This is a genomic window from Bacillus sp. URHA0034 (assembly GCF_056280405.1).
This window is the reverse complement of sequence record NZ_JBWCDK010000002.1, coordinates 5,737,888-5,761,074: the sequence shown is the minus strand read 5'-3', so window position 1 is coordinate 5,761,074 and position 23,187 is coordinate 5,737,888. Positions and strand designations below refer to the sequence as shown.

17 protein-coding genes and 5 rRNA genes are annotated in these 23,187 nt (G+C 43.7%); 6 read left to right on the top strand and 16 right to left on the bottom strand.

What is annotated here, in order from left to right; all coding sequences use genetic code 11:
* Positions 1–26 precede the first annotated feature (26 nt).
* Together ACZ9EE_RS29955 and ACZ9EE_RS29950 are read right to left on the bottom strand one after the other, a co-directional pair.
* Positions 27–902, bottom strand: a complete 876-nt coding sequence (locus ACZ9EE_RS29955) for a proline iminopeptidase-family hydrolase (RefSeq protein ID WP_476032217.1) — start codon at positions 900–902, stop codon at positions 27–29.
* Positions 903–914: 12 nt separating this feature from the next.
* A complete protein-coding gene (locus ACZ9EE_RS29950; protein ID WP_476032215.1) occupies positions 915–1,184 on the bottom strand; it encodes a hypothetical protein in 270 nt (89 codons plus the stop codon).
* Between the two features lie 239 nt (positions 1,185–1,423).
* Here ACZ9EE_RS29950 and ACZ9EE_RS29945 point away from each other — a divergent pair, with 239 nt between their 5' ends.
* Positions 1,424–1,732 carry a hypothetical protein gene (locus ACZ9EE_RS29945; RefSeq protein WP_476033151.1) on the top strand — a complete coding sequence of 103 codons (309 nt, stop codon included), beginning with the start codon at positions 1,424–1,426 and terminating at the stop codon, positions 1,730–1,732.
* A gap of 65 nt (positions 1,733–1,797) precedes the next feature.
* On the top strand, positions 1,798–1,944 hold the full coding sequence (locus ACZ9EE_RS29940) for a hypothetical protein (RefSeq protein WP_476032213.1): 147 nt from the start codon (positions 1,798–1,800) through the stop codon (positions 1,942–1,944).
* A 246-nt stretch (positions 1,945–2,190) separates the two neighbouring features.
* On the opposite strand, the gene ACZ9EE_RS29935 is transcribed toward ACZ9EE_RS29940, so the two are convergent.
* From ACZ9EE_RS29935 to ACZ9EE_RS29905, 7 genes are all read right to left on the bottom strand, one after another.
* Positions 2,191–3,315 carry an NADH-dependent flavin oxidoreductase gene (locus ACZ9EE_RS29935; protein ID WP_476032211.1) on the bottom strand — a complete coding sequence of 375 codons (1,125 nt, stop codon included), beginning with the start codon at positions 3,313–3,315 and terminating at the stop codon, positions 2,191–2,193.
* Positions 3,316–3,330: 15 nt separating this feature from the next.
* Positions 3,331–4,002: an NAD(P)H-dependent oxidoreductase gene (locus ACZ9EE_RS29930; RefSeq protein WP_476032209.1), complete on the bottom strand. Its 672-nt coding sequence runs from the start codon at positions 4,000–4,002 to the stop codon at positions 3,331–3,333.
* A 179-nt stretch (positions 4,003–4,181) separates the two neighbouring features.
* Positions 4,182–4,322: a hypothetical protein gene (locus tag ACZ9EE_RS29925; protein ID WP_215045799.1), complete on the bottom strand. Its 141-nt coding sequence runs from the start codon at positions 4,320–4,322 to the stop codon at positions 4,182–4,184.
* A 69-nt stretch (positions 4,323–4,391) separates the two neighbouring features.
* On the bottom strand, positions 4,392–5,408 hold the full coding sequence (locus ACZ9EE_RS29920; protein WP_476032207.1) for an NAD(P)/FAD-dependent oxidoreductase: 1,017 nt from the start codon (positions 5,406–5,408) through the stop codon (positions 4,392–4,394).
* 23 nt (positions 5,409–5,431) lie between these two features.
* Positions 5,432–6,256: an ABC transporter ATP-binding protein gene (locus ACZ9EE_RS29915; RefSeq protein WP_476032205.1), complete on the bottom strand. Its 825-nt coding sequence runs from the start codon at positions 6,254–6,256 to the stop codon at positions 5,432–5,434.
* A gap of 13 nt (positions 6,257–6,269) precedes the next feature.
* Positions 6,270–7,295: a FecCD family ABC transporter permease gene (locus ACZ9EE_RS29910; protein WP_476032203.1), complete on the bottom strand. Its 1,026-nt coding sequence runs from the start codon at positions 7,293–7,295 to the stop codon at positions 6,270–6,272.
* Positions 7,295–8,323 carry a FecCD family ABC transporter permease gene (locus tag ACZ9EE_RS29905; protein ID WP_476033150.1) on the bottom strand — a complete coding sequence of 343 codons (1,029 nt, stop codon included), beginning with the start codon at positions 8,321–8,323 and terminating at the stop codon, positions 7,295–7,297. The genes ACZ9EE_RS29910 and ACZ9EE_RS29905 overlap by 1 nt, the downstream gene beginning before the upstream one ends.
* A gap of 292 nt (positions 8,324–8,615) precedes the next feature.
* On the opposite strand from ACZ9EE_RS29905, the gene ACZ9EE_RS29900 reads away from it, so the two are divergent.
* Positions 8,616–9,569, top strand: a complete 954-nt coding sequence (locus ACZ9EE_RS29900; RefSeq protein WP_476032201.1) for an iron-hydroxamate ABC transporter substrate-binding protein — start codon at positions 8,616–8,618, stop codon at positions 9,567–9,569.
* Positions 9,570–9,690: 121 nt separating this feature from the next.
* A complete protein-coding gene (locus ACZ9EE_RS29895; RefSeq protein WP_476032200.1) occupies positions 9,691–10,917 on the top strand; it encodes an MFS transporter in 1,227 nt (408 codons plus the stop codon).
* A 30-nt stretch (positions 10,918–10,947) separates the two neighbouring features.
* Here ACZ9EE_RS29895 and ACZ9EE_RS29890 read toward each other — a convergent pair whose 3' ends face one another.
* Both ACZ9EE_RS29890 and bioB read right to left on the bottom strand, forming a co-directional pair.
* Complete coding sequence (locus tag ACZ9EE_RS29890) at positions 10,948–11,784, bottom strand: hypothetical protein (protein ID WP_476032198.1); 837 nt, start codon at positions 11,782–11,784, stop codon at positions 10,948–10,950.
* Between the two features lie 159 nt (positions 11,785–11,943).
* Positions 11,944–12,936 carry a biotin synthase BioB gene (bioB, locus tag ACZ9EE_RS29885; protein WP_476032196.1) on the bottom strand — a complete coding sequence of 331 codons (993 nt, stop codon included), beginning with the start codon at positions 12,934–12,936 and terminating at the stop codon, positions 11,944–11,946.
* Positions 12,937–13,162: 226 nt separating this feature from the next.
* Here bioB and ACZ9EE_RS29880 point away from each other — a divergent pair, with 226 nt between their 5' ends.
* Positions 13,163–13,324, top strand: a complete 162-nt coding sequence (locus ACZ9EE_RS29880; protein WP_476032195.1) for a hypothetical protein — start codon at positions 13,163–13,165, stop codon at positions 13,322–13,324.
* The gene (locus ACZ9EE_RS29875) at positions 13,296–14,534 is read left to right on the top strand and encodes an IS1182 family transposase (protein ID WP_476032194.1); all 1,239 of its coding nucleotides are present in this window, start codon (positions 13,296–13,298) and stop codon (positions 14,532–14,534) included. The genes ACZ9EE_RS29880 and ACZ9EE_RS29875 overlap by 29 nt, the downstream gene beginning before the upstream one ends.
* Before the next feature lie 122 nt (positions 14,535–14,656).
* Here ACZ9EE_RS29875 and rrf (ACZ9EE_RS29870) read toward each other — a convergent pair.
* The 5 genes from rrf (ACZ9EE_RS29870) to ACZ9EE_RS29850 form a co-directional block, all read right to left on the bottom strand.
* Positions 14,657–14,772 (bottom strand): 5S ribosomal RNA (gene rrf, locus ACZ9EE_RS29870).
* Between the two features lie 81 nt (positions 14,773–14,853).
* Positions 14,854–17,790 (bottom strand): 23S ribosomal RNA (locus tag ACZ9EE_RS29865).
* Positions 17,791–17,988: 198 nt separating this feature from the next.
* Positions 17,989–19,538 (bottom strand): 16S ribosomal RNA (locus tag ACZ9EE_RS29860).
* 395 nt (positions 19,539–19,933) lie between these two features.
* Positions 19,934–20,049, bottom strand: a 5S ribosomal RNA gene (rrf, locus tag ACZ9EE_RS29855).
* Positions 20,050–20,130: 81 nt separating this feature from the next.
* A 23S ribosomal RNA gene (locus ACZ9EE_RS29850) occupies positions 20,131–23,067 on the bottom strand.
* The 16S, 23S and 5S rRNA genes sit together here, the layout of an rRNA operon.
* Between the last annotated feature and the right edge of the window lie 120 nt (positions 23,068–23,187).

The window sequence follows — 23,187 nt, the reverse complement described above, 5'->3', positions numbered from 1 at the left end:
TGCTCCATGTTGATAATCTAAGATTACTATTTACGGTCGACTGAGTTTAGAAAATTCCCCATTATTCGCATGTACTCGTCTGATTCTTCAATATAAGCCATATGGGCACTTTTCTCAAACACATAAAATAATGAGTTTGGTGTCATTTGACGATAATATTGCGTAGTTTCTGGTGTAGCTTCGTCAAAGCGGCCGCACGTATACAAGGTTGGACAGGTAATCTCTTTTAACTGTGAGGTGCAGTCAAACTCTTTCAAATTACCAAGAACGGTAAATTCAGATGGGCCCCACATAATGTTATAAATTTCAGGATTCCGATATTCTTTAGGCCTCTTTTCGAGCCACTCCGGGTTTTTCTCTAACCGATTAACAAAATGTTTATTAAACACCTCAATCGCTGCTTCAAATTCGTTTGAGTCAGTCGTTTCAGTTTCTTCCGCGCGTTTGATTGTCTCTTGTACTTCCAGTGGCAGTTGCACAAGATTGCGTTTTTGGTCTTGCTCCCATAAGGGTGCACTGAGACATGGACTTGAAAAAATAATACTCTTTACCCCTGCCGGCTTTGTTAGAGCATAGGCAGCAGCAAGCGTAGTCCCCCAGGAATGGCCTAAAATATGTACTTCATCAAGGTGAAGCGCTGTGCGCACTTGACCTAATTCCTCTACAAATCTTTCTATTCGCCATAAGCTCTCATCTGTTGGCCGGTCAGAACGGCCACAGCCTAGTTGATCATATAAGATAACGGGGCGTTCCTTGCTAAGCGCCTTTAAACCTTGTAGCGAAAAACAGGATGAACCCGGCCCGCCATGTAAGACAAGTAATGGTGTTCCCTTGCCGTTTTCGTCAAATTGTTGATACCAAACTCTTCCTCCAGTTACTTCAATTAATCCCTCTTCATACATAGTAACCTCTCCCTACATGTGTTTGCTGCTGCTTTGCCGATCCTTTGCTTTGCCGATCAATAAGCCAATCAACCAGCCCCCTCCGGCAAAGAGAGGATAGAGGACCATGATGGCAATTCCTTTACTGCTATCTTCACGACTGACATCATAAGTTAACAGTCCACTTAAGATTACCCCGATAAAATGTCCAAATCCCCCATACATTTTAGCATACTGTTTTTTTCTCCAGCCAACAATTCCAAACAGAAGACCCACTCCAACAAATAACACTAGCAAGAGCATATCCTCAAAAAAAATAATATACCTGCAAGTTTCTACCTCCGCCAGTTATACTTCTCTTCATCTTATTATTCTACAATTTAATCAAAATTCCTTTCCATTATTATGAAACCGATGTTGAAAAGTGGGGAATGTTAAAAATAGCTATTTCGAAATAGAAAAGAGGAATTGTCTTGGAAGATAATGTTGTAGAGGTAATCAGTAGTCAAACCAAAAAGCAAATCGAGGATGAAATATCCAGTATGATCTTTACAAAAAATTTCCGTTCCCCCTCTGCCGAAGAATGGTATATCTTTTTACCTAACTATAAAGATCCCTTAACGGGCGGGGCTGCTGGGAAAGCCATCATTCATTACAATCTATTGGGCACTAAAGAAATCTTTATTAATACAACGATTATTTTTGATGATCCGGCCCTGCATCATAAAGACCTCCATCAGCTTGTTTATGGAATCTCAGATGAAATTATCAATCGATTAGTTGGTTATGCCGACACCTTATTATCGGTACATGCTGGTGAAAATTCATACAATGCAGAATACAAACAATAGCTATGAACGTTTCATTGTAATAAACTATCGATTATTTACAAACGATAAGAGTGGAGGTGAAACAAATGGAAAAAAACAATCAGCCATACACTGCAACAACAGACAATGAGGAAATTCTAAATAGGGTCAATCAAACATTTGATAAAATTTCACAAGATGTTAAAGAAATGATTAATAGCAACGACACTGTAAGCGAAAATCAATATTCTTAACGCACTTTTTAAGAAGGTGAAGGTGTCCCAAAAGTATAACTTTAAGGGTCACCTTCTTTTTTAGTCTGTTGATTTCCGCTCCAGGCGCGAGCAGTTCGCGGGCGGAACGGGAAGTCTCCTCGTCGCTTCGCTCCTGCAGGGTCTCCCCTGCCCCGTACTCCCGGAGGAGTCTTCGCGCCTTCCGCTCCAATCAACAGAGTGTACAATAATTATTCATCAATCACCTTTTGGGTCAGCCTCTTTGATTTACTCTATTCCCGGGAACCAGCCTGGCGAATGAATAATTGCCTGCCATAGAGGATCAGGAACCACCAATTCCTGCTGTTTACTTTTATCGATTTTTGTTACAATCTCCGCTTCGCGTCCCTCTTTTACCTTCTGAACCCAATCGGGATCAATGATCAGTTCACGGCCCAAGGCAACGAATGGTACACCTGATTGGAAGGCTTTCAACACATCATCTGCCGTATAGAGGGATCCCACGCCGATGACTGGTACCTTGTCACCAACTCGTTCTTGTATAATTTCAATTCTGGAACGCGTATCCTCTACACCGCGTCTCGGTTTTGACCAAAATTCCTGTAGGGAGACATGAAGATAATCAAGATTTTTTTCGGCAAGCGCATCAATTAATACGAACGTTTCAGCCATCGTTATTCCTGGCGTTTCCGGCTCCTCTGGTGAAAAACGATAACCGATGATAAACGGACCCTTAGCATGTTCAGCCACCACCTTTTTCACTTCATCGACTACTGCTAACGGAAAGGTTAGCCGCTTTTCAATACTTCCACCCCAGCGGTCGTCGCGGCGATTGGAGTGAGGTGAGAAAAATTGCTGAATCAAATAGCCATTTGCCCCGTGAATTTCAACACCATCATAGCCTGCTTCAATCGCCCGGCGAGTCGTCTCCCCAAAATCGCGAATAATTGATTCGATCTCGTGATCGGTTAACTCCTTAGGTACAGGTTTTCCTGTTCCTTCAGCCGGAACGGCGCTGGCACTAACGATCTCTCTATTGGGAACTAATTCAGGGGGACATTGTCTGCCGCCATGAAAGATCTGCAAAACAGCCTTCGCTCCTTGTTCTTTGATACCTGTCTTAAGCTGCTGTAAACTAGGGATGAATTCATCGCGGTCCGCGCCGAATTCACCTTGGAACCCTTTTCCATTGGCTGTTACATAGGTACAAGCGGTAACAACCATCCCCACTCCGCCTGAACGTCTAGCGTAATATTTTACTTCTGAATCCGTTACCGTTCCATCGGGATTGGATGAAAAGTTGGTCATCGGAGCCATCACAAGACGGTTCTTAACTTCCACTCCACTAGGAAACGTATACGACTCGAATAATGGTGCATATTTTGAATTCATTCATTAACCTCCTTATTAAACCCATTTCACGATTTGATTTAGTTCTTTTCTAGTCTTAGGTCGTTTCGGGTCTTCCTCACGGTAGCCAAAAGCAGCCATTACAGAAACTTTTAATTTTCCGTTCTCTAACAACCCTTCATTTTCAAGAATCTCATTTACCGCTTTATAGTCAAATCCTTCGATCGGACAAGAATCAATCCCCATTAGGGCAGCAGTAGTCATCATGTTACCCAAAGCTATATAGGTTTGCCGGCAAGACCAATCATATAAGGCACGATCATTATCGAGCATGGGCAGGTCGGACTCTTGAAAGCTTTTATACCGTGTTTGAGCATTTTGAAGGATTTCTTCCGGCATTTTTTTTACATTTATCATATGGTCGACAACATACTCGGAATTATATCTTACATCTGTCCGGGCAAGAATGACAACGAAGTGGCTCGCGGTAGGAAGCTGGCCCTGTGCCCCCCAGGATACTTCTCTTAATTTTTCTCGGAGCGTCATGTTCTGGACAATTAAAAAGACCCATGGTTCAAAACCGATGGAACTTGGCGACAATCGTCCTGCTTCTAAGATAAGTTGAAAGTCATCCTCAGAAATCTTTTTTTCAGAACTAAATCTTTTTGTCGCGTGTCTGAAATGAAATGCATCAAGAATCTCTTGCTTTTTTGTTTCCTTTTCTTCCATAAAGGTTTGCTCCTAACAATTAGAAAGTCCTTTAAAGATAGTCCTTACAAACAAGGTTAGTTTACCGAATTTGATATAGGTCCATTCCACTTAAATATATACCCAGAAATGAAGAAAAAAAGCAGAATATCATCAACATGACATTCTGCTCTTAGTAAGTTTGATTTTGCCAAAAAAGATTATTCGCCCTGTGCCCCGTTAGGAGTCACACGTCGAACGTGATCATCCTCAAAATTATTTTGACGAGCTTTTTCTACTTTATCATTTAAAAGTTTCTTTTGATCCACTTCTGGTGAAGGTGTATGCTTATCCTTTGACATTGAAAATCCTCCTTCGTTTGGCATTCCCCTCTCTTATTTTGCTATCCTTTTAAAAAAATAATCATCCAATTAATTTGAGTAGCCTGACTTTCTTAACCGCTGCAGCTTTGAGTGTGTAGTTGAAAAGATGGGTTTTAAGTTTTTATCAGGTTCGATGTAGGCTTTGGCGCTGTTTACGGCCGTAGGGCCCTCTGAGAATCCGCCTGAAATTAAGTGCAGTTTGTTCTCATATCCAGCAATATCTCCGACGGCAAAAATCCCTTCCATACTGGTTTGCATGGAGCGGTCTACCTTAATACTTCCGTTTTCAAATTCTAACCCCCATTGTTTTATTTCTCCCAGGTCTATGGAAAAACCATGATTAAGGAGGACCGTATCTACTTCAATTTCCTTTGTTTCATTGGTTTTGATATGTTTAATACGTACACTTCGTAAAACATCATCGCCATGTAAAGTATCCAAAATAAACGGGGTCATAATCGCAGCCTTTGAGTTTTTTAGAATGGTGATATTCCGTTCAATCCCAGAAAATTCATCCCTCCGATGAACAACGGTAACCTGCTTGGCAATCGGCAGTAATCGGATTGCCCAATCAACTGCCGAGTTTCCTCCGCCATATATTAACACATGTTGATCCTCGAAGTGTTGAATGTCTTCCACCGTATGAAAAAGATGCTTGCCTTCAAATTTTTCAGCGTTTACAAGGTCAAGTTTTGAGTTCTTAATCGATCCGAATCCGGTGGCTAAAATGATTGTTTTGGTATGATGCTGCTCTCCGTTATGACTTGTTAACAGGAAAGTGCCGTCCGAGAGCCGGTCCACTCCCATAACCTGTTGATTTAGGACAATGGTTGGGTCAAATGTTCTTGCTTGTTCTTCTAAGAGTTTGATTAAGTCTTCCCCTGTAATGGCAGGAATGCCTCCAATATCGCCGATCAACTTTTCCGGATAAAAATAAGAAACCTTCCCACCTAAATACGGCAAGTATTCAATTATTTTGGTTTCCATCTCCCTCATTCCGCAATAAAAGGCTGTAAATAAACCGACAGGCCCCCCGCCAATAATTGTTACATCATAAAGTTTCATCGTATCCCCATCCATTTTCACTTTTAAAAGCTGACTGCTTTTTGTTTTTGTACTGGTGTCTCTTTCTTAAGCAGATTATAGGAAAGGCAGACAGGCTTATTGGTCCTGGGATCTTTCACAATTTCCGCATCAATATGAAAAACCTCTTTTAACACATCGTGTGTCATAACCTCTTCTGCTGATCCTTCCTTTACCAATTTCCCGCCACGAAGAGCGACCATATGGTGGGAAAAACGGGCCGCATGGTTTAAATCATGAATCACCATCACAATCGTCCGGCCTTCTTCTTTATTTAATTTATCCAAAAGCTGTAAAATTTCAAGCTGATGAGCCATATCTAAATAAGTGGTCGGTTCATCCAGCAATAATAATTCTGTTTCCTGTGCAATCGCCATGGCAATCCACGCACGCTGGCGCTGTCCGCCAGAAAGAGCATCTACGGGCTGGTCTGCAAACAAAGCAAGCCCTGTAACTTCTAAGGACCATTGGATGACATTTCGATCTTTTTCGGACAGCCTGCCGAATCCCCCTTGATGTGGTGAACGGCCAAAAGAGATCAGTTCATAAACAGTTAACCCGCTTGGGGCTTCGGGACTTTGCGGCAGAACTGCCATCTTTTTGGCTATTTCCTTTGTCGGAATTTTGTGGATCATCTTTCCATCTAGATAAATGACGCCGGAATTAGCTGTATGAACACGAGCCAGCGTTTTGAGTATCGTGGATTTTCCACAGCCATTCGCTCCGATAATCGTAGTAATTTCGCCTTTATTTATGTTTAAATTTAAATCGTCAACAATGATTTTCTCTCCGTAACCGATTTGAAGATGCTCAGTTGAAAGTGATACCATGTTAAGTCCTCCTTTATTTTGCTTTCATAAGTAGGTATATAAAATAGGGAGCGCTGCAAATGGCTGTGACAATTCCAACTGGTATCTCGGTCGGAGCTAGTAAGTTTTTCCCAATCGCATCGGCCGCTAACAGAAGCAATGCACCTAAGATCGCTGTAACTGGAAGCAGCAGCTGGTGTTTAGGTCCGATAAATTTTCGCGCTATATGCGGGGCAACTAACCCCAGAAAGGCAATGCCTCCCCCTGCAGCTACACTAAATCCGGCCAACGCAACTGCCACCATTAGTAATATTCTTCGTTCCTTCTCAACCCTTATTCCAAGTCCTGTCGCCACTTGGTCGCCGAGGTTTAATACGTTTAGAATATGTGCCTTATAGATAGCATATGGAAGAACTAGCAGGATTAATGGGGCAATGATAGAAACGAACCGCCAATTTGCCCCCCAGATATCCCCAGATAGCCAAACAGCAGCTTGCATAAAGTCCTGAGGGTTCATTTTCAGCTGGAAAATAATGATAGCTGCTCCAAAGCCAGAATTTACGCCAATACCTACTAATATTAACCGAACAGGATCAATTCCTTTTTTCCAAGCAATAGAATAAATCAATAATGCGGCAATTAGGGCGCCCGCTAATGCGAATAAAGGCATTAGCAATACACCAAAGGTGGTGGAAGTCACATTATTCATAGATCCTTGAAAAAAATAGATAAATAGAATAACAGTAAAACCAGCACCAGCATTTATACCTAAGATTCCCGGGTCAGCTAATTCATTTTTCGAAACACCTTGTAAAATGGCGCCGGAAACCGCCAATGCTGCACCAATCAATAAAGATAAAATCATTCTTGGCAGTCGAAAATCAACCAAAACAAGCCGGTCGCGGGCAGCCCCCTGTCCAATCAACGTTTTCAAGACATCAATAGGAGCGATTCTCACAACCCCTAAGTTCAGACTGATGATAAACGTAAGGAGGGTAAGAATGACTAAAATACTAATAGTTAAAATAAATTTTCTACGTTTTGTGTAGACCTCATTCATTACAACCCTCTCCTTTCCCCGCGTGCAAGGTATAAGAAAAAGGGTACTCCGATGATGGCGGTAATGGCACCCACAGGCGTCTCATAAGGAGCGTTTACCATCCTAGAAGCAATATCAGCAAGGACTAATAGTAATCCTCCTAATACTGCGGAAATCGGAATGATCCAACGGTAATCTGAACCTATGACAAACCGTGTGATATGGGGAATAACTAGTCCGATAAATCCTACTGCACCGGCAACAGAAACGGCCGCACCTGTCAACACTAGCACTACAATGACACCAAGTGATTTAATGAGAAAAGGATTTTGTCCAAGCCCTTTCGAAACTTCTTCTCCCAGACTTAGAATAGTAATCGACCGAGAGATAAGCATGGCTAGCAGCAACCCTGCGGCTCCTGCAACCGACAATATTTGAATCGATGTCCAGCTTATCGACGTTAATCCGCCTGCATACCAAAAACTCATATCCTTTGCCACTTGAAAATGAAGAGCTAACGCATTGGAAATGGCATTTAGCATAGATCCTACTGCGACCCCTGCAAGCGCCAGTTTAACGGGTGTTAACCCCCCTTTTGAAAAAGACCCAATCATAAAGACAAGTGTAACACCCAGCCCGGCACCAACTAATGAGGAAAAAGTGAGTCCTAAAATGGTAGCGGTTGGAAAAAAGGATAGAGTGACAACGAGGGCAAAGGCTGCTCCGTCTGTAACGCCCATAATCGAGGGAGATGCAAGTGGATTACGGGTTAACCCTTGCATGACTGCTCCAGATACCGCAAGCAAGGCGCCAACCATTACTGCCCCTATCGCCCTTGGCATACGGATTTCTTGAATGATTTGATGAGATGCAAGCTTTGAATTATAATGGGTGATTGCTTCCCATACCGTAGCAAGTTTAATATCCGCTGCACCATAGGCAATGGATACACCGATAAAAATAAAAATGAAAATGAGACCAAAAACTAAAACGAACGTACCTATCAGGGATGTTTTCCGTTTTGTTTTGTGTTGTTGAGAATGATTGATTGTGACGCCATCATGATTCCTGGCATGTTCATTCAAAAGGAACACCCTTTCTTCTAAAGCAAATAAAACGAGATAAAAGCTTTTAAATTATAATGATAATCATTATCATTAGTATATAGTTTTGATTAAGCTTTTTCAATATGTACATATTATAAAATAGGCTTCCCAAAAATATCCTTCTAACTTCTTTCATATATTAGGAAAATTATTCTCATTTACTTATTGACTGTTTACTTGAAAATGATTATCATTTGCATTATCGACAAGTATTTATACATAAGGAGGAAACACCATGTTTCAAAAGCGGTTATCTTTATTATTTACGATACTAACTCTATTATTTTTAGTAAGTGCTTGCAGTAATTCCGGAGGAAATTCATCTGATGATTCGAAGCAAAACAAAACTAATCAGAAAGAATTAACATTGACGGATGCCAAAGGTAAAGTAGTGATCCCTGCAAATCCAAAACGAATTATTGCACCGTATTTAGAAGATTCTCTAGTTGCTCTTGGTGTAAAGCCCGCAGCCCAGTGGTCGATTGGAGATACGGTATTAGATTATCTACAGCCAGAGCTAAAAGGTATTCCAAAAATCAGCTGGGATCTCCCTCTTGAACAGGTGATTAGCAATAATCCCGACTTAATTATTTTCAGCTCCTCTTCTGCTATACAAAAAGGTCAATATGAGGAATATAAGAAAATTGCCCCAACCTATGTGTTTAAAGATGAAATTAGTTCCGACTGGCGTAAGCAGCTTACCCAAATGGGTGAAATTTTAGGTAAGCAAGACAAAGCAAAGAGTGTTCTTTCTAAATATGATGAGAAAGCTGCAGATGCTAAAACTAAAATCAAAAAATCCATCGGGAATGAAACGGCTGCAATAATTTGGGTCATGGCCGATAAATTTTACCTAATGGAACATAATCGTTTCAGTGCAAATGTCCTTTATAATGATTTAGGTGTCAATCAGCCTGCGTTTGTTAAAAACTTGGGCGATGCGGCCGTACAATGGGATCCAATTGCCCTCGAAAAATTACCCGACATTAAGGCTGATCACATTTTCCTTATTAGTAAGAAAGGTGAAGCCGGCCTTGACCTGCTAGCAAAGAGCTCTATCTGGAATGGTCTCGATGCGGTTAAGAATGGACATGTTTACGAGATGAACGAACCAAGTTTCTGGACGATAAACGGATTGATGGCTAGTGAAAAAACGATTGATGCAGTCGAGAACGCCTTAACCAAATAATCATCGGAAGAGCAAGTATCTTTTTTGGGACTTGCTCTTTTTAATTAAAAATATTTTCAACATTTGTGTTATTATTAACATTTATAGAGTGATAGAGAGTATTGAATGTGAGGATAAATCGATGTGGAGAAACAGAAATATTTGGATTTTATTAACGGGGGAATTTATCGCTGGTCTCGGATTATGGCTCGGAATTATTGGGAATTTGGAGTTCATGCAGGAGAAGGTTCCTTCAGACTTTTTAAAATCACTCCTATTGGCTGCGGGTCTTTTAGCCGGTATCGTATTTGGACCTTATGCGGGAAGACTTACTGACCGTTCCAGTAAAAAGAGCGTAATGCTCATCGCCGGTCTGGTCCGCATCATTAGTGTCATTTTTATGCTGATTTCGATTGCGACGGGTTCCATTTGGTGGATGGTCCTTTTCCTGGTCCTGCTTCAAATCTCCGCAGCGTTTTACTTTCCTGCTCTTCAAGCGACGCTGCCGTTAGTTGTATCCGATCAGGATTTATTACAATTAAACGGAATTCATATGAATGTATCAACATTATCCCGCATCATCGGGACGGCACTTGGCGGTTTCCTATTAGTGGTTCTCCCGTTATCTTTTTTATATGTTGGTTCATTAGCCGCTTACGTCGGCTTATTTATTCTAACCTGGTTTTTGGATATTAATGAAAACAAAAGTATGAGTGCTGTGAAACAATTGGAGGAAAAGACTGGATTTAACGAGGTCTTTCCCATTATAAAAAAAGTCCCAATTGTCTTTATGACCCTATTAATTACCCTCGTCCCTACCCTTTTTCTCGGCGGCTTTAATCTAATGGTCATCAACATAAGTGAGATTCAAGGAAATACAGCCATTAAAGGCTGGGTCTATGCCGCAGAAGGAATTTCCTTTATGGCTGGGGCCCTTTTTATTAAAAAGATCAATAATCAGCTCTCTCCTTACATTGTCTTGTTTGGTAGTTCTTTCATGATTGGGCTATCGCAGCTATTGCTCTATTTTGCCAATAACCCCATATTGACGGTATTGGCTTTCCTGTTATTTGGATTTTCTGTCGGCAGTTTTTTCCCTACCGCTGCCACCATCTTTCAAACCCAAGTGCCCAAAGAGTATCATGGCCGGTTTTTCTCTTTCCGAAATATGCTCGATAGGGTCACGTACCAAATTGTCCTTCTCCTGACGGGCTTCCTTTTAGATTTAATGGGTCTTCAATTAATGAGTATTATTTTTGGAAGTCTTTCGGTTATTATGACGGCGCTTTTTTATGGATGGAACAGGAAATTCGGTTCACCGATGGCTGAGAGTCTTGATAGAGACATAATAAAAAATCCAAGTAATTAAACTTGGATTTTTTTGTGCTACTTTTTTCAATTATCTGCGTGCCAGTATTCCTTTTCCTTTAAAAAGGATAACACTAATAACTAGAGTAACAAAAGAAAATAGTAAAGCAATACTTCCAAAAGCAAGAACATAGGCATTATAGCCTGCTAATTTGACAATCAATTCGTAGCTATCCCAATTAAAAAAACGAGAAATGATATTAAATAAAAATAGTATGAAAAAAATCATACTTAATCCTTTCGCAGACCCTTTAATATCCGACTTACTTAAAGCAATGTGGGAAGAGATGCTAAATGCTATAATTAAAAAAAGCCAAAAAAGAGGATTGATCAAATTTTCGAGTGTAAAAAGACTTTTACAAAGGATCGATATAGAGTCCCAAAAGGTTTTTAAGACAGTAATATCCAGTTGCTCAAATGTAATACGTTGTTCCACTTCTGTTTTAAAGGCCACAAAAGATTGTGGTACAAAAAAATACATTCCTATTATTAAGGAACCGATCCCACTAAAAATAGGGCCTAGCCCAATAAAGAAGTTACCAACCTGCTGATACATACTATTGGGATTATAATGGTGTTCCACAAACCCAAGAATGCCGGATGGATGATTTAATTGAAGTAATCTCACCCTGGATACACGATGTCCCCAAATAAAGCATTGGATGAGGTGGCCGATTTCATGAATGGGTGTCCCAATCCATGCTGTCACCATAACGCCTCTGGGTCCGAACGCTTTGATTAAATAAGAATTTGATACTCTTTCAAGTGCTCCTAATATAAAACCAATAACGATGATTGCACCTACTAAGTACAACATTTCTAAAATACTTATCAGCACGGTGTTTAAAAAAGATAATAAGATGTTCATACTTTAAGTCCTCTCGGCAGTACTTTCGATAACAGTAGATAACCTCATTATATATCCTTATAGCAGCAAATCATAACAACCTGATTAATGGGTATCCTATAAATTAAAAAAGACAATCTTTATTGATTGCCTTCAAGTGATGCACTGTGGGTTTTTTACCTATGCTTGAATGGTTTCTTTTACAAAATCTATTTCAAAACCTAAATCTTCCAACATTTGATGGTCCGCCGTACTCTCTTGGCCTGCAGTAGTTAAGTAATCCCCTACAAAAATGGAGTTTGCAGCATATAAACCAAGTGGCTGAAGACTCCGTAAATTTATTTCTCGCCCACCAGAGATCCGAATTTCCTTTGTTGGATTGACGTAACGCATGAGTGCTAATATTTTTAAACAATATCTTGGGTTTAGCTCATTGGTGCCCTCTAAAGGGGTTCCATCGATGGCATGTAGGAAATTAACAGGGATGGAGTCCGTATCGATGGCTTTTAAACTATAGGCCATATCTACGACATCTTCTTTGGTTTCATTCATACCCACTATTACCCCAGAGCAAGGAGAAATCCCTTTTTCCTTGATGAGTTTGACCGTATTGACTCTATCTTGATAGGAATGAGAGGTGGTGATGTTTTCGTGGTGATTTTCCGATGTATTAAGGTTATGGTTGTATCTATCCACACCAGCTTGCTTTAGTTTTAATGCCTGATCCGGTTTTAGAATACCAAGGCAAGCACAAACTTTTAAATTGTATTTATCCTTAATTTCCTTTACCGCCGACACGACTTGTTCCACTTCGTTATTGCTGGGGCCTCTACCACTAGCAACTATACAATATGTACCAACCTTTAGCTGAAAAGCTTGTTCTGCTCCTTTTAGAATGGTATCCTTATCAATCATTCGATACTTTTTGATCGGTGCTGTAGAAATACTGGATTGAGAACAATACCCACAGTTTTCAGGACACAATCCCGATTTAGTATTTACAATCATATTTAACTTTACTTTATTTCCGTAATAATGATACCTGATCAAGTAGGCCCCTTGTAAAATATCAAGTAATTCTGTATCGGGAATATTTAGGATACTTAAAGCATCCTCTTTTGATAGTTCTTTACCTTGGATCACAGTTTGTGCTATTTTTTTCCACTTACTCATCCAATCACCTCTTAAAAATAAATTAGCATTTGTATCTCAAAAGGAAATATTTTCTATGAATTAAGAATAATAGTTTCTATCGAATAATGTCAACCAAAATATGAGTTAAGTTAACAATCAATTTGGATTTGTAGCTATAAATTATGAACTTGTCCTTCCAAATAAAAAAGACAACCCATTTAGGGGCTGTTGACAATCTAATAGGTTTTTTATTGGGGGAATTATTATGGCCATGGGTTGTAAAGATGAGTATCAAAGTAAACTAGAGTTTATTGATTTAAATGTTTTTGTCCCTTCAAATCATATACTTCGTCAAATCAATGAGAAAATTGATTTTTCCTTTATATACATACGACAAAATGGAAAAGTATTATTCGAAACTTGGTAGGAAATCACTTGATCCTGTACTTTTATTTAAAATGTTACTCATTGGTTATTTATTTAATGTTGACTCTGAACGTCAGCTGGAACAAGAAGTTCATTTAAATATTGCTTATCGATGGTTTTTAGGTCTTGATTTAACGGATCCTTTTCCAGACCATTCAATATTTAGTCAGAATCGGCGAAGAAGATTTAACGATAGTACAGTTTTTCAAGAAGTTTTTGATTATTTAATTGAACTTTGTATAGAGAAAGGAATCGTTACTGGGGAAGTAATAGTTACTGATTCAACACATATCAAGGCAAGTGCTTCAAAGAGTAAAGTTGAAAAGGTAAAAGTAGAGAAGACTCCTTCTCAATATTTAAATACTCTTGAAGAAGAAGCGAAGAAAAATGAAAAAGAGTTAGAGGAGAAAAGAATAGAATCAGGCAAAAAGAAAAGAGGACGAAAATCAAAAGGTCCCTCAACCGAAACAACCTCCATCGTTAAAACTGATCCTGACTCTGGGTTATTAAATCGCCCAGGAAAGCCATCTGGACCTCACATCTTAGCCCATACAAGCATTGATACAAAAAACGGAATCATAGTTGATATTCATCCAAGTGCTGGAAACGTAAATGATTGTGAACCATTTATCGAAAGACTTAGTGTGATTCAAGAGAAATTTGATTTAAATATTGTTGGAGCAGATAGAGGATATGATACCACTCCCATTCATCATGGATTAGAAACATTGGAAATCACAGGATATATTACTCCAACTCAATCTAACACTGCTTATAATACAACTTCTTATAAGGAATTTATATATGATAATAAAAACGATACGTACATCTGTCAAAATCAAAAAATACTTTCTTTTAGTCATATAAAGCATAGCGGTGAACGGTATTCCAAAGTATATTCTGCAAAAGCAAAAGACTGCAAAGTCTGTCCATTTAGAGAACAATGCTTTGGGAAGACAGCAACAAAAAGAACTATTGAACGACCAATAGCCCATGAATTGCTTGAAGCAAATAAAATAAGAGCAAAAACAACTGAATACAAAATGGTTCAAAAGCTAAGAAGAGTTTGGTGTGAAGGTTCCTTCGGAACCATGAAGACGAAACACAACCTATTTAAAACTTATAAGAGGGGCATTCAAAAAATTCTTGAACAATGCCTCTTTTCGGCGTTGGCTTTAAATTTAAAAAGAATGATAAAGGTGATGAATTAGTATTAAAAAGATGGAGAAAAAGGATATTAAAATCATTAAAAAATGAGAAAAAAACAAAATAGGAAAGGAGGTACGACTCCTTTCCCATTTTGTCAACAGCCCCATTTAGGTTGTCTTTTTTTGCCTGGCAACGTCCTACTCTCACAGGGGCAAAGCCCCAACTACCATCGGCGCTGAGAAGCTTAACTTCCGTGTTCGGTATGGGAACGGGTGTGACCTTCTCGCCTTAATTACCAGACTATTTAATTGAAAGATCGCTCTCTCAAAACTAGATAATGTAGAAGAAACTTTATAAAAACGAGTTTATTCGCTTTAGACTATGGTTAAGTCCTCGATCGATTAGTATCAGTCAGCTCCACATGTCGCCACGCTTCCACCTCTGACCTATCAACCTGATCATCTTTCAGGGATCTTACTAGCTTGACGCTATGGGAAATCTCATCTTGAGGGGGGCTTCATGCTTAGATGCTTTCAGCACTTATCCCGTCCGCACATAGCTACCCAGCGATGCCTTTGGCAAGACAACTGGTACACCAGCGGTGCGTCCATCCCGGTCCTCTCGTACTAAGGACAGCTCCTCTCAAATTTCCTGCGCCCACGACGGATAGGGACCGAACTGTCTCACGACGTTCTGAACCCAGCTCGCGTACCGCTTTAATGGGCGAACAGCCCAACCCTTGGGACCGACTACAGCCCCAGGATGCGATGAGCCGACATCGAGGTGCCAAACCTCCCCGTCGATGTGGACTCTTGGGGGAGATAAGCCTGTTATCCCCGGGGTAGCTTTTATCCGTTGAGCGATGGCCCTTCCATGCGGAACCACCGGATCACTAAGCCCGACTTTCGTCCCTGCTCGACTTGTAGGTCTCGCAGTCAAGCTCCCTTGTGCCTTTACACTCTACGAATGATTTCCAACCATTCTGAGGGAACCTTTGGGCGCCTCCGTTACTCTTTAGGAGGCGACCGCCCCAGTCAAACTGCCCACCTGACACTGTCTCCCACCCCGATTTAGGGGTGCGGGTTAGAATTTCAATACAGCCAGGGTAGTATCCCACCGACGCCTCCACCGAAGCTGGCGCTCCGGCTTCTCAGGCTCCTACCTATCCTGTACAAGCTGTACCAAAATTCAATATCAGGCTACAGTAAAGCTCCACGGGGTCTTTCCGTCCTGTCGCGGGTAACCTGCATCTTCACAGGTACTATAATTTCACCGAGTCTCTCGTTGAGACAGTGCCCAGATCGTTACGCCTTTCGTGCGGGTCGGAACTTACCCGACAAGGAATTTCGCTACCTTAGGACCGTTATAGTTACGGCCGCCGTTTACTGGGGCTTCGATTCAGAGCTTCGCGTGAGCTAACCCCTCCTCTTAACCTTCCAGCACCGGGCAGGCGTCAGCCCCTATACTTCGCCTTGCGGCTTCGCAGAGACCTGTGTTTTTGCTAAACAGTCGCCTGGGCCTATTCACTGCGGCTCTTCGAGGCTATGAACCCCAAAGAGCACCCCTTCTCCCGAAGTTACGGGGTCATTTTGCCGAGTTCCTTAACGAGAGTTCTCTCGCTCACCTTAGGATTCTCTCCTCGCCTACCTGTGTCGGTTTGCGGTACGGGCACCTTTTATCTCGCTAGAGGCTTTTCTTGGCAGTGTGGAATCAGGAACTTCGGTACTATATTTCCCTCGCTGTCACAGCTCAGCACATGCGAGAAGCGGATTTTCCTGCTTCTCAGCCTAACTGCTTAGACGCACATATCCAACAGTGCGCTTACCCTATCCTCCTGCGTCCCCCCATCACTCAAACGATAAAGAGGTGGTACAGGAATATCAACCTGTTGTCCATCGCCTACGCCTTTCGGCCTCGGCTTAGGTCCCGACTAACCCTGAGCGGACGAGCCTTCCTCAGGAAACCTTAGGCATTCGGTGGATGAGATTCTCACTCATCTTTCGCTACTCATACCGGCATTCTCACTTCTAAGCGCTCCACCAGTCCTTACGGTCTAGCTTCAACGCCCTTAGAACGCTCTCCTACCACTGACATCGAAGATGTCAATCCACAGCTTCGGTGATACGTTTAGCCCCGGTACATTTTCGGCGCAGAGTCACTCGACCAGTGAGCTATTACGCACTCTTTAAATGGTGGCTGCTTCTAAGCCAACATCCTGGTTGTCTAAGCAACTCCACATCCTTTTCCACTTAACGTATACTTTGGGACCTTAGCTGGTGGTCTGGGCTGTTTCCCTTTTGACTACGGATCTTATCACTCGCAGTCTGACTCCCACGGATAAGTCTTTGGCATTCGGAGTTTGTCTGAATTCGGTAACCCGATGAGGGCCCCTAGTCCAAACAGTGCTCTACCTCCAAGACTCTAACTACGTGAGGCTAGCCCTAAAGCTATTTCGGAGAGAACCAGCTATCTCCAAGTTCGATTGGAATTTCTCCGCTACCCACACCTCATCCCCGCACTTTTCAACGTGCGTGGGTTCGGGCCTCCATCCAGTGTTACCTGGACTTCACCCTGGACATGGGTAGATCACCTGGTTTCGGGTCTACGACCACATACTAAATTCGCCCTATTCAGACTCGCTTTCGCTGCGGCTCCGTCTCTTCAACTTAACCTTGCATGTAATCGTAACTCGCCGGTTCATTCTACAAAAGGCACGCTATCACCCATTAACGGGCTCTAACTACTTGTAGGCACACGGTTTCAGGAACTATTTCACTCCCCTTCCGGGGTGCTTTTCACCTTTCCCTCACGGTACTGGTTCACTATCGGTCACTAGGGAGTATTTAGCCTTGGGAGATGGTCCTCCCTGCTTCCGACCGGATTTCACGTGTCCGGCCGTACTCAGGATCCACTCAGGAGGGAACGAAGTTTCAACTACAGGGCTTTTACCTTCTATGACGGGCCTTTCCAGACCGCTTCATCTACCCCGTTCCTTTGTAACTCCATGTTGAGTGTCCTACAACCCCAAGAGGCAAGCCTCTTGGTTTGGGCTAATCCCGTTTCGCTCGCCGCTACTTAGGGAATCGCGTTTGCTTTCTCTTCCTCCGGGTACTTAGATGTTTCAGTTCCCCGGGTCTGCCATCCATACCCTATGTATTCAGGTAAAGATACTGCTCCATTACGAGCAGTGGGTTTCCCCATTCGGAAATCTCCGGATCAAAGCTTACTTACAGCTCCCCGAAGCATATCGGTGTTAGTCCCGTCCTTCATCGGCTCCTAGTGCCAAGGCATTCACCGTGCGCCCTTTCTAACTTAACCTAAAAGGTTTACTCTATTTAAAATAGAGAGAAAAACTAAAATGGCGATTTTACTCGGTTTTTACTTGGTTTCTTCTATACGATTATCTAGTTTTCAAAGAACGATTTAAAAAAGCTTTGAGAGAATTGCTCCCTCAAAACTAAACAAACAAAAAGCGGTCAACTTCTTATCAGTCCATAAGGACTGCATTATCCTTAGAAAGGAGGTGATCCAGCCGCACCTTCCGATACGGCTACCTTGTTACGACTTCACCCCAATCATCTGTCCCACCTTAGGCGGCTGGCTCCTTGCGGTTACCCCACCGACTTCGGGTGTTACAAACTCTCGTGGTGTGACGGGCGGTGTGTACAAGGCCCGGGAACGTATTCACCGCGGCATGCTGATCCGCGATTACTAGCGATTCCGGCTTCATGTAGGCGAGTTGCAGCCTACAATCCGAACTGAGAATGGTTTTATGGGATTGGCTAGGCCTCGCGGCTTTGCTGCCCTTTGTACCATCCATTGTAGCACGTGTGTAGCCCAGGTCATAAGGGGCATGATGATTTGACGTCATCCCCACCTTCCTCCGGTTTGTCACCGGCAGTCACCTTAGAGTGCCCAACTGAATGCTGGCAACTAAGATCAAGGGTTGCGCTCGTTGCGGGACTTAACCCAACATCTCACGACACGAGCTGACGACAACCATGCACCACCTGTCACTCTGTCCCCCGAAGGGGAAAGTCCTATCTCTAGGAGTGTCAGAGGATGTCAAGACCTGGTAAGGTTCTTCGCGTTGCTTCGAATTAAACCACATGCTCCACCGCTTGTGCGGGCCCCCGTCAATTCCTTTGAGTTTCAGCCTTGCGGCCGTACTCCCCAGGCGGAGTGCTTAATGCGTTAGCTGCAGCACTAAAGGGCGGAAACCCTCTAACACTTAGCACTCATCGTTTACGGCGTGGACTACCAGGGTATCTAATCCTGTTTGCTCCCCACGCTTTCGCGCCTCAGCGTCAGTTACAGACCAGAAAGCCGCCTTCGCCACTGGTGTTCCTCCACATCTCTACGCATTTCACCGCTACACGTGGAATTCCGCTTTCCTCTTCTGCACTCAAGTCCCCCAGTTTCCAATGACCCTCCACGGTTGAGCCGTGGGCTTTCACATCAGACTTAAAGGACCGCCTGCGCGCGCTTTACGCCCAATAATTCCGGACAACGCTTGCCACCTACGTATTACCGCGGCTGCTGGCACGTAGTTAGCCGTGGCTTTCTGGTTAGGTACCGTCAAGGTACCGGCAGTTACTCCGGTACTTGTTCTTCCCTAACAACAGAGCTTTACGACCCGAAGGCCTTCATCGCTCACGCGGCGTTGCTCCATCAGACTTTCGTCCATTGTGGAAGATTCCCTACTGCTGCCTCCCGTAGGAGTCTGGGCCGTGTCTCAGTCCCAGTGTGGCCGATCACCCTCTCAGGTCGGCTACGCATCGTCGCCTTGGTGAGCCGTTACCTCACCAACTAGCTAATGCGCCGCGGGCCCATCTGTAAGTGTCAGCCGAAACCGACTTTCAGCTTTCCCTCATGTGAGGGAAAGGATTATCCGGTATTAGCACCGGTTTCCCGGTGTTATCCCAGTCTTACAGGCAGGTTGCCCACGTGTTACTCACCCGTCCGCCGCTAACCTTCCGGAACAAGTTCCGGAAGATTCGCTCGACTTGCATGTATTAGGCACGCCGCCAGCGTTCGTCCTGAGCCAGGATCAAACTCTCCGAGAAAGTTGATTTAGCTCATTTTGTTACGTTGGCTTCATTTCATAAGAAATGAATAATAATTATTGTTTGTTGACGTTTTTGTTTGTTTAGTTTTCAAAGAACAATGTCACCAAAAGCGACAGGAATATTATCTTATCGCATTTCTGACAAACTATCAATCATCAATTATTTCCAATTTCGATTGACTTGCTCACTCTTTTTGAAGAGCGACTTTCCTATCTTAACACGTTGTGTGTTTCAGAACAATAGATAGTTTTTTCCATTTTTGATTCCTTGATCACTCTTTGGAAGAGCGACTTTTCTATCTTAACACCGTCGGTGTTCACTTACAATAGAAAATTTTTTCCAATTCTCAAAATGGGGAAAGAAAAAGACAGAAACGTAAATTCCTGTCTCTCGCCTGGCAACGTCCTACTCTCACAGGGGCAAAGCCCCAACTACCATCGGCGCTGAGAAGCTTAACTTCCGTGTTCGGTATGGGAACGGGTGTGACCTTCTCGCCTTAATTGCCAGACTATTTAATTGAAAGATCGCTCTTTCAAAACTAGATAATGTAGAAGAAACTTTATAAAAACGAGTTTATTCGCTTTAGACTATGGTTAAGTCCTCGATCGATTAGTATCAGTCAGCTCCACATGTCGCCACGCTTCCACCTCTGACCTATCAACCTGATCATCTTTCAGGGATCTTACTAGCTTGACGCTATGGGAAATCTCATCTTGAGGGGGGCTTCATGCTTAGATGCTTTCAGCACTTATCCCGTCCGCACATAGCTACCCAGCGATGCCTTTGGCAAGACAACTGGTACACCAGCGGTGCGTCCATCCCGGTCCTCTCGTACTAAGGACAGCTCCTCTCAAATTTCCTGCGCCCACGACGGATAGGGACCGAACTGTCTCACGACGTTCTGAACCCAGCTCGCGTACCGCTTTAATGGGCGAACAGCCCAACCCTTGGGACCGACTACAGCCCCAGGATGCGATGAGCCGACATCGAGGTGCCAAACCTCCCCGTCGATGTGGACTCTTGGGGGAGATAAGCCTGTTATCCCCGGGGTAGCTTTTATCCGTTGAGCGATGGCCCTTCCATGCGGAACCACCGGATCACTAAGCCCGACTTTCGTCCCTGCTCGACTTGTAGGTCTCGCAGTCAAGCTCCCTTGTGCCTTTACACTCTACGAATGATTTCCAACCATTCTGAGGGAACCTTTGGGCGCCTCCGTTACTCTTTAGGAGGCGACCGCCCCAGTCAAACTGCCCACCTGACACTGTCTCCCACCCCGATTTAGGGGTGCGGGTTAGAATTTCAATACAGCCAGGGTAGTATCCCACCGACGCCTCCACCGAAGCTGGCGCTCCGGCTTCTCAGGCTCCTACCTATCCTGTACAAGCTGTACCAAAATTCAATATCAGGCTACAGTAAAGCTCCACGGGGTCTTTCCGTCCTGTCGCGGGTAACCTGCATCTTCACAGGTACTATAATTTCACCGAGTCTCTCGTTGAGACAGTGCCCAGATCGTTACGCCTTTCGTGCGGGTCGGAACTTACCCGACAAGGAATTTCGCTACCTTAGGACCGTTATAGTTACGGCCGCCGTTTACTGGGGCTTCGATTCAGAGCTTCGCGTGAGCTAACCCCTCCTCTTAACCTTCCAGCACCGGGCAGGCGTCAGCCCCTATACTTCGCCTTGCGGCTTCGCAGAGACCTGTGTTTTTGCTAAACAGTCGCCTGGGCCTATTCACTGCGGCTCTTCGAGGCTATGAACCCCAAAGAGCACCCCTTCTCCCGAAGTTACGGGGTCATTTTGCCGAGTTCCTTAACGAGAGTTCTCTCGCTCACCTTAGGATTCTCTCCTCGCCTACCTGTGTCGGTTTGCGGTACGGGCACCTTTTATCTCGCTAGAGGCTTTTCTTGGCAGTGTGGAATCAGGAACTTCGGTACTATATTTCCCTCGCTGTCACAGCTCAGCACATGCGAGAAGCGGATTTTCCTGCTTCTCAGCCTAACTGCTTAGACGCACATATCCAACAGTGCGCTTACCCTATCCTCCTGCGTCCCCCCATCACTCAAACGATAAAGAGGTGGTACAGGAATATCAACCTGTTGTCCATCGCCTACGCCTTTCGGCCTCGGCTTAGGTCCCGACTAACCCTGAGCGGACGAGCCTTCCTCAGGAAACCTTAGGCATTCGGTGGATGAGATTCTCACTCATCTTTCGCTACTCATACCGGCATTCTCACTTCTAAGCGCTCCACCAGTCCTTACGGTCTAGCTTCAACGCCCTTAGAACGCTCTCCTACCACTGACATCGAAGATGTCAATCCACAGCTTCGGTGATACGTTTAGCCCCGGTACATTTTCGGCGCAGAGTCACTCGACCAGTGAGCTATTACGCACTCTTTAAATGGTGGCTGCTTCTAAGCCAACATCCTGGTTGTCTAAGCAACTCCACATCCTTTTCCACTTAACGTATACTTTGGGACCTTAGCTGGTGGTCTGGGCTGTTTCCCTTTTGACTACGGATCTTATCACTCGCAGTCTGACTCCCACGGATAAGTCTTTGGCATTCGGAGTTTGTCTGAATTCGGTAACCCGATGAGGGCCCCTAGTCCAAACAGTGCTCTACCTCCAAGACTCTAACTACGTGAGGCTAGCCCTAAAGCTATTTCGGAGAGAACCAGCTATCTCCAAGTTCGATTGGAATTTCTCCGCTACCCACACCTCATCCCCGCACTTTTCAACGTGCGTGGGTTCGGGCCTCCATCCAGTGTTACCTGGACTTCACCCTGGACATGGGTAGATCACCTGGTTTCGGGTCTACGACCACATACTAAATTCGCCCTATTCAGACTCGCTTTCGCTGCGGCTCCGTCTCTTCAACTTAACCTTGCATGTAATCGTAACTCGCCGGTTCATTCTACAAAAGGCACGCTATCACCCATTAACGGGCTCTAACTACTTGTAGGCACACGGTTTCAGGAACTATTTCACTCCCCTTCCGGGGTGCTTTTCACCTTTCCCTCACGGTACTGGTTCACTATCGGTCACTAGGGAGTATTTAGCCTTGGGAGATGGTCCTCCCTGCTTCCGACCGGATTTCACGTGTCCGGCCGTACTCAGGATCCACTCAGGAGGGAACGAAGTTTCAACTACAGGGCTTTTACCTTCTATGACGGGCCTTTCCAGACCGCTTCATCTACCCCGTTCCTTTGTAACTCCATGTTGAGTGTCCTACAACCCCAAGAGGCAAGCCTCTTGGTTTGGGCTAATCCCGTTTCGCTCGCCGCTACTTAGGGAATCGCGTTTGCTTTCTCTTCCTCCGGGTACTTAGATGTTTCAGTTCCCCGGGTCTGCCATCCATACCCTATGTATTCAGGTAAAGATACTGCTCCATTACGAGCAGTGGGTTTCCCCATTCGGAAATCTCCGGATCAAAGCTTACTTACAGCTCCCCGAAGCATATCGGTGTTAGTCCCGTCCTTCATCGGCTCCTAGTGCCAAGGCATTCACCGTGCGCCCTTTCTAACTTAACCTAAAAGGTTTACTCTATTTAAAATAGAGAGAAAAACTAAAATGGCGATTTTACTCGGTTTTTACTTGGTTTCTTCTATACGATTATCTAGTTTTCAAAGAACGATTTAAAAAAGCTTTGA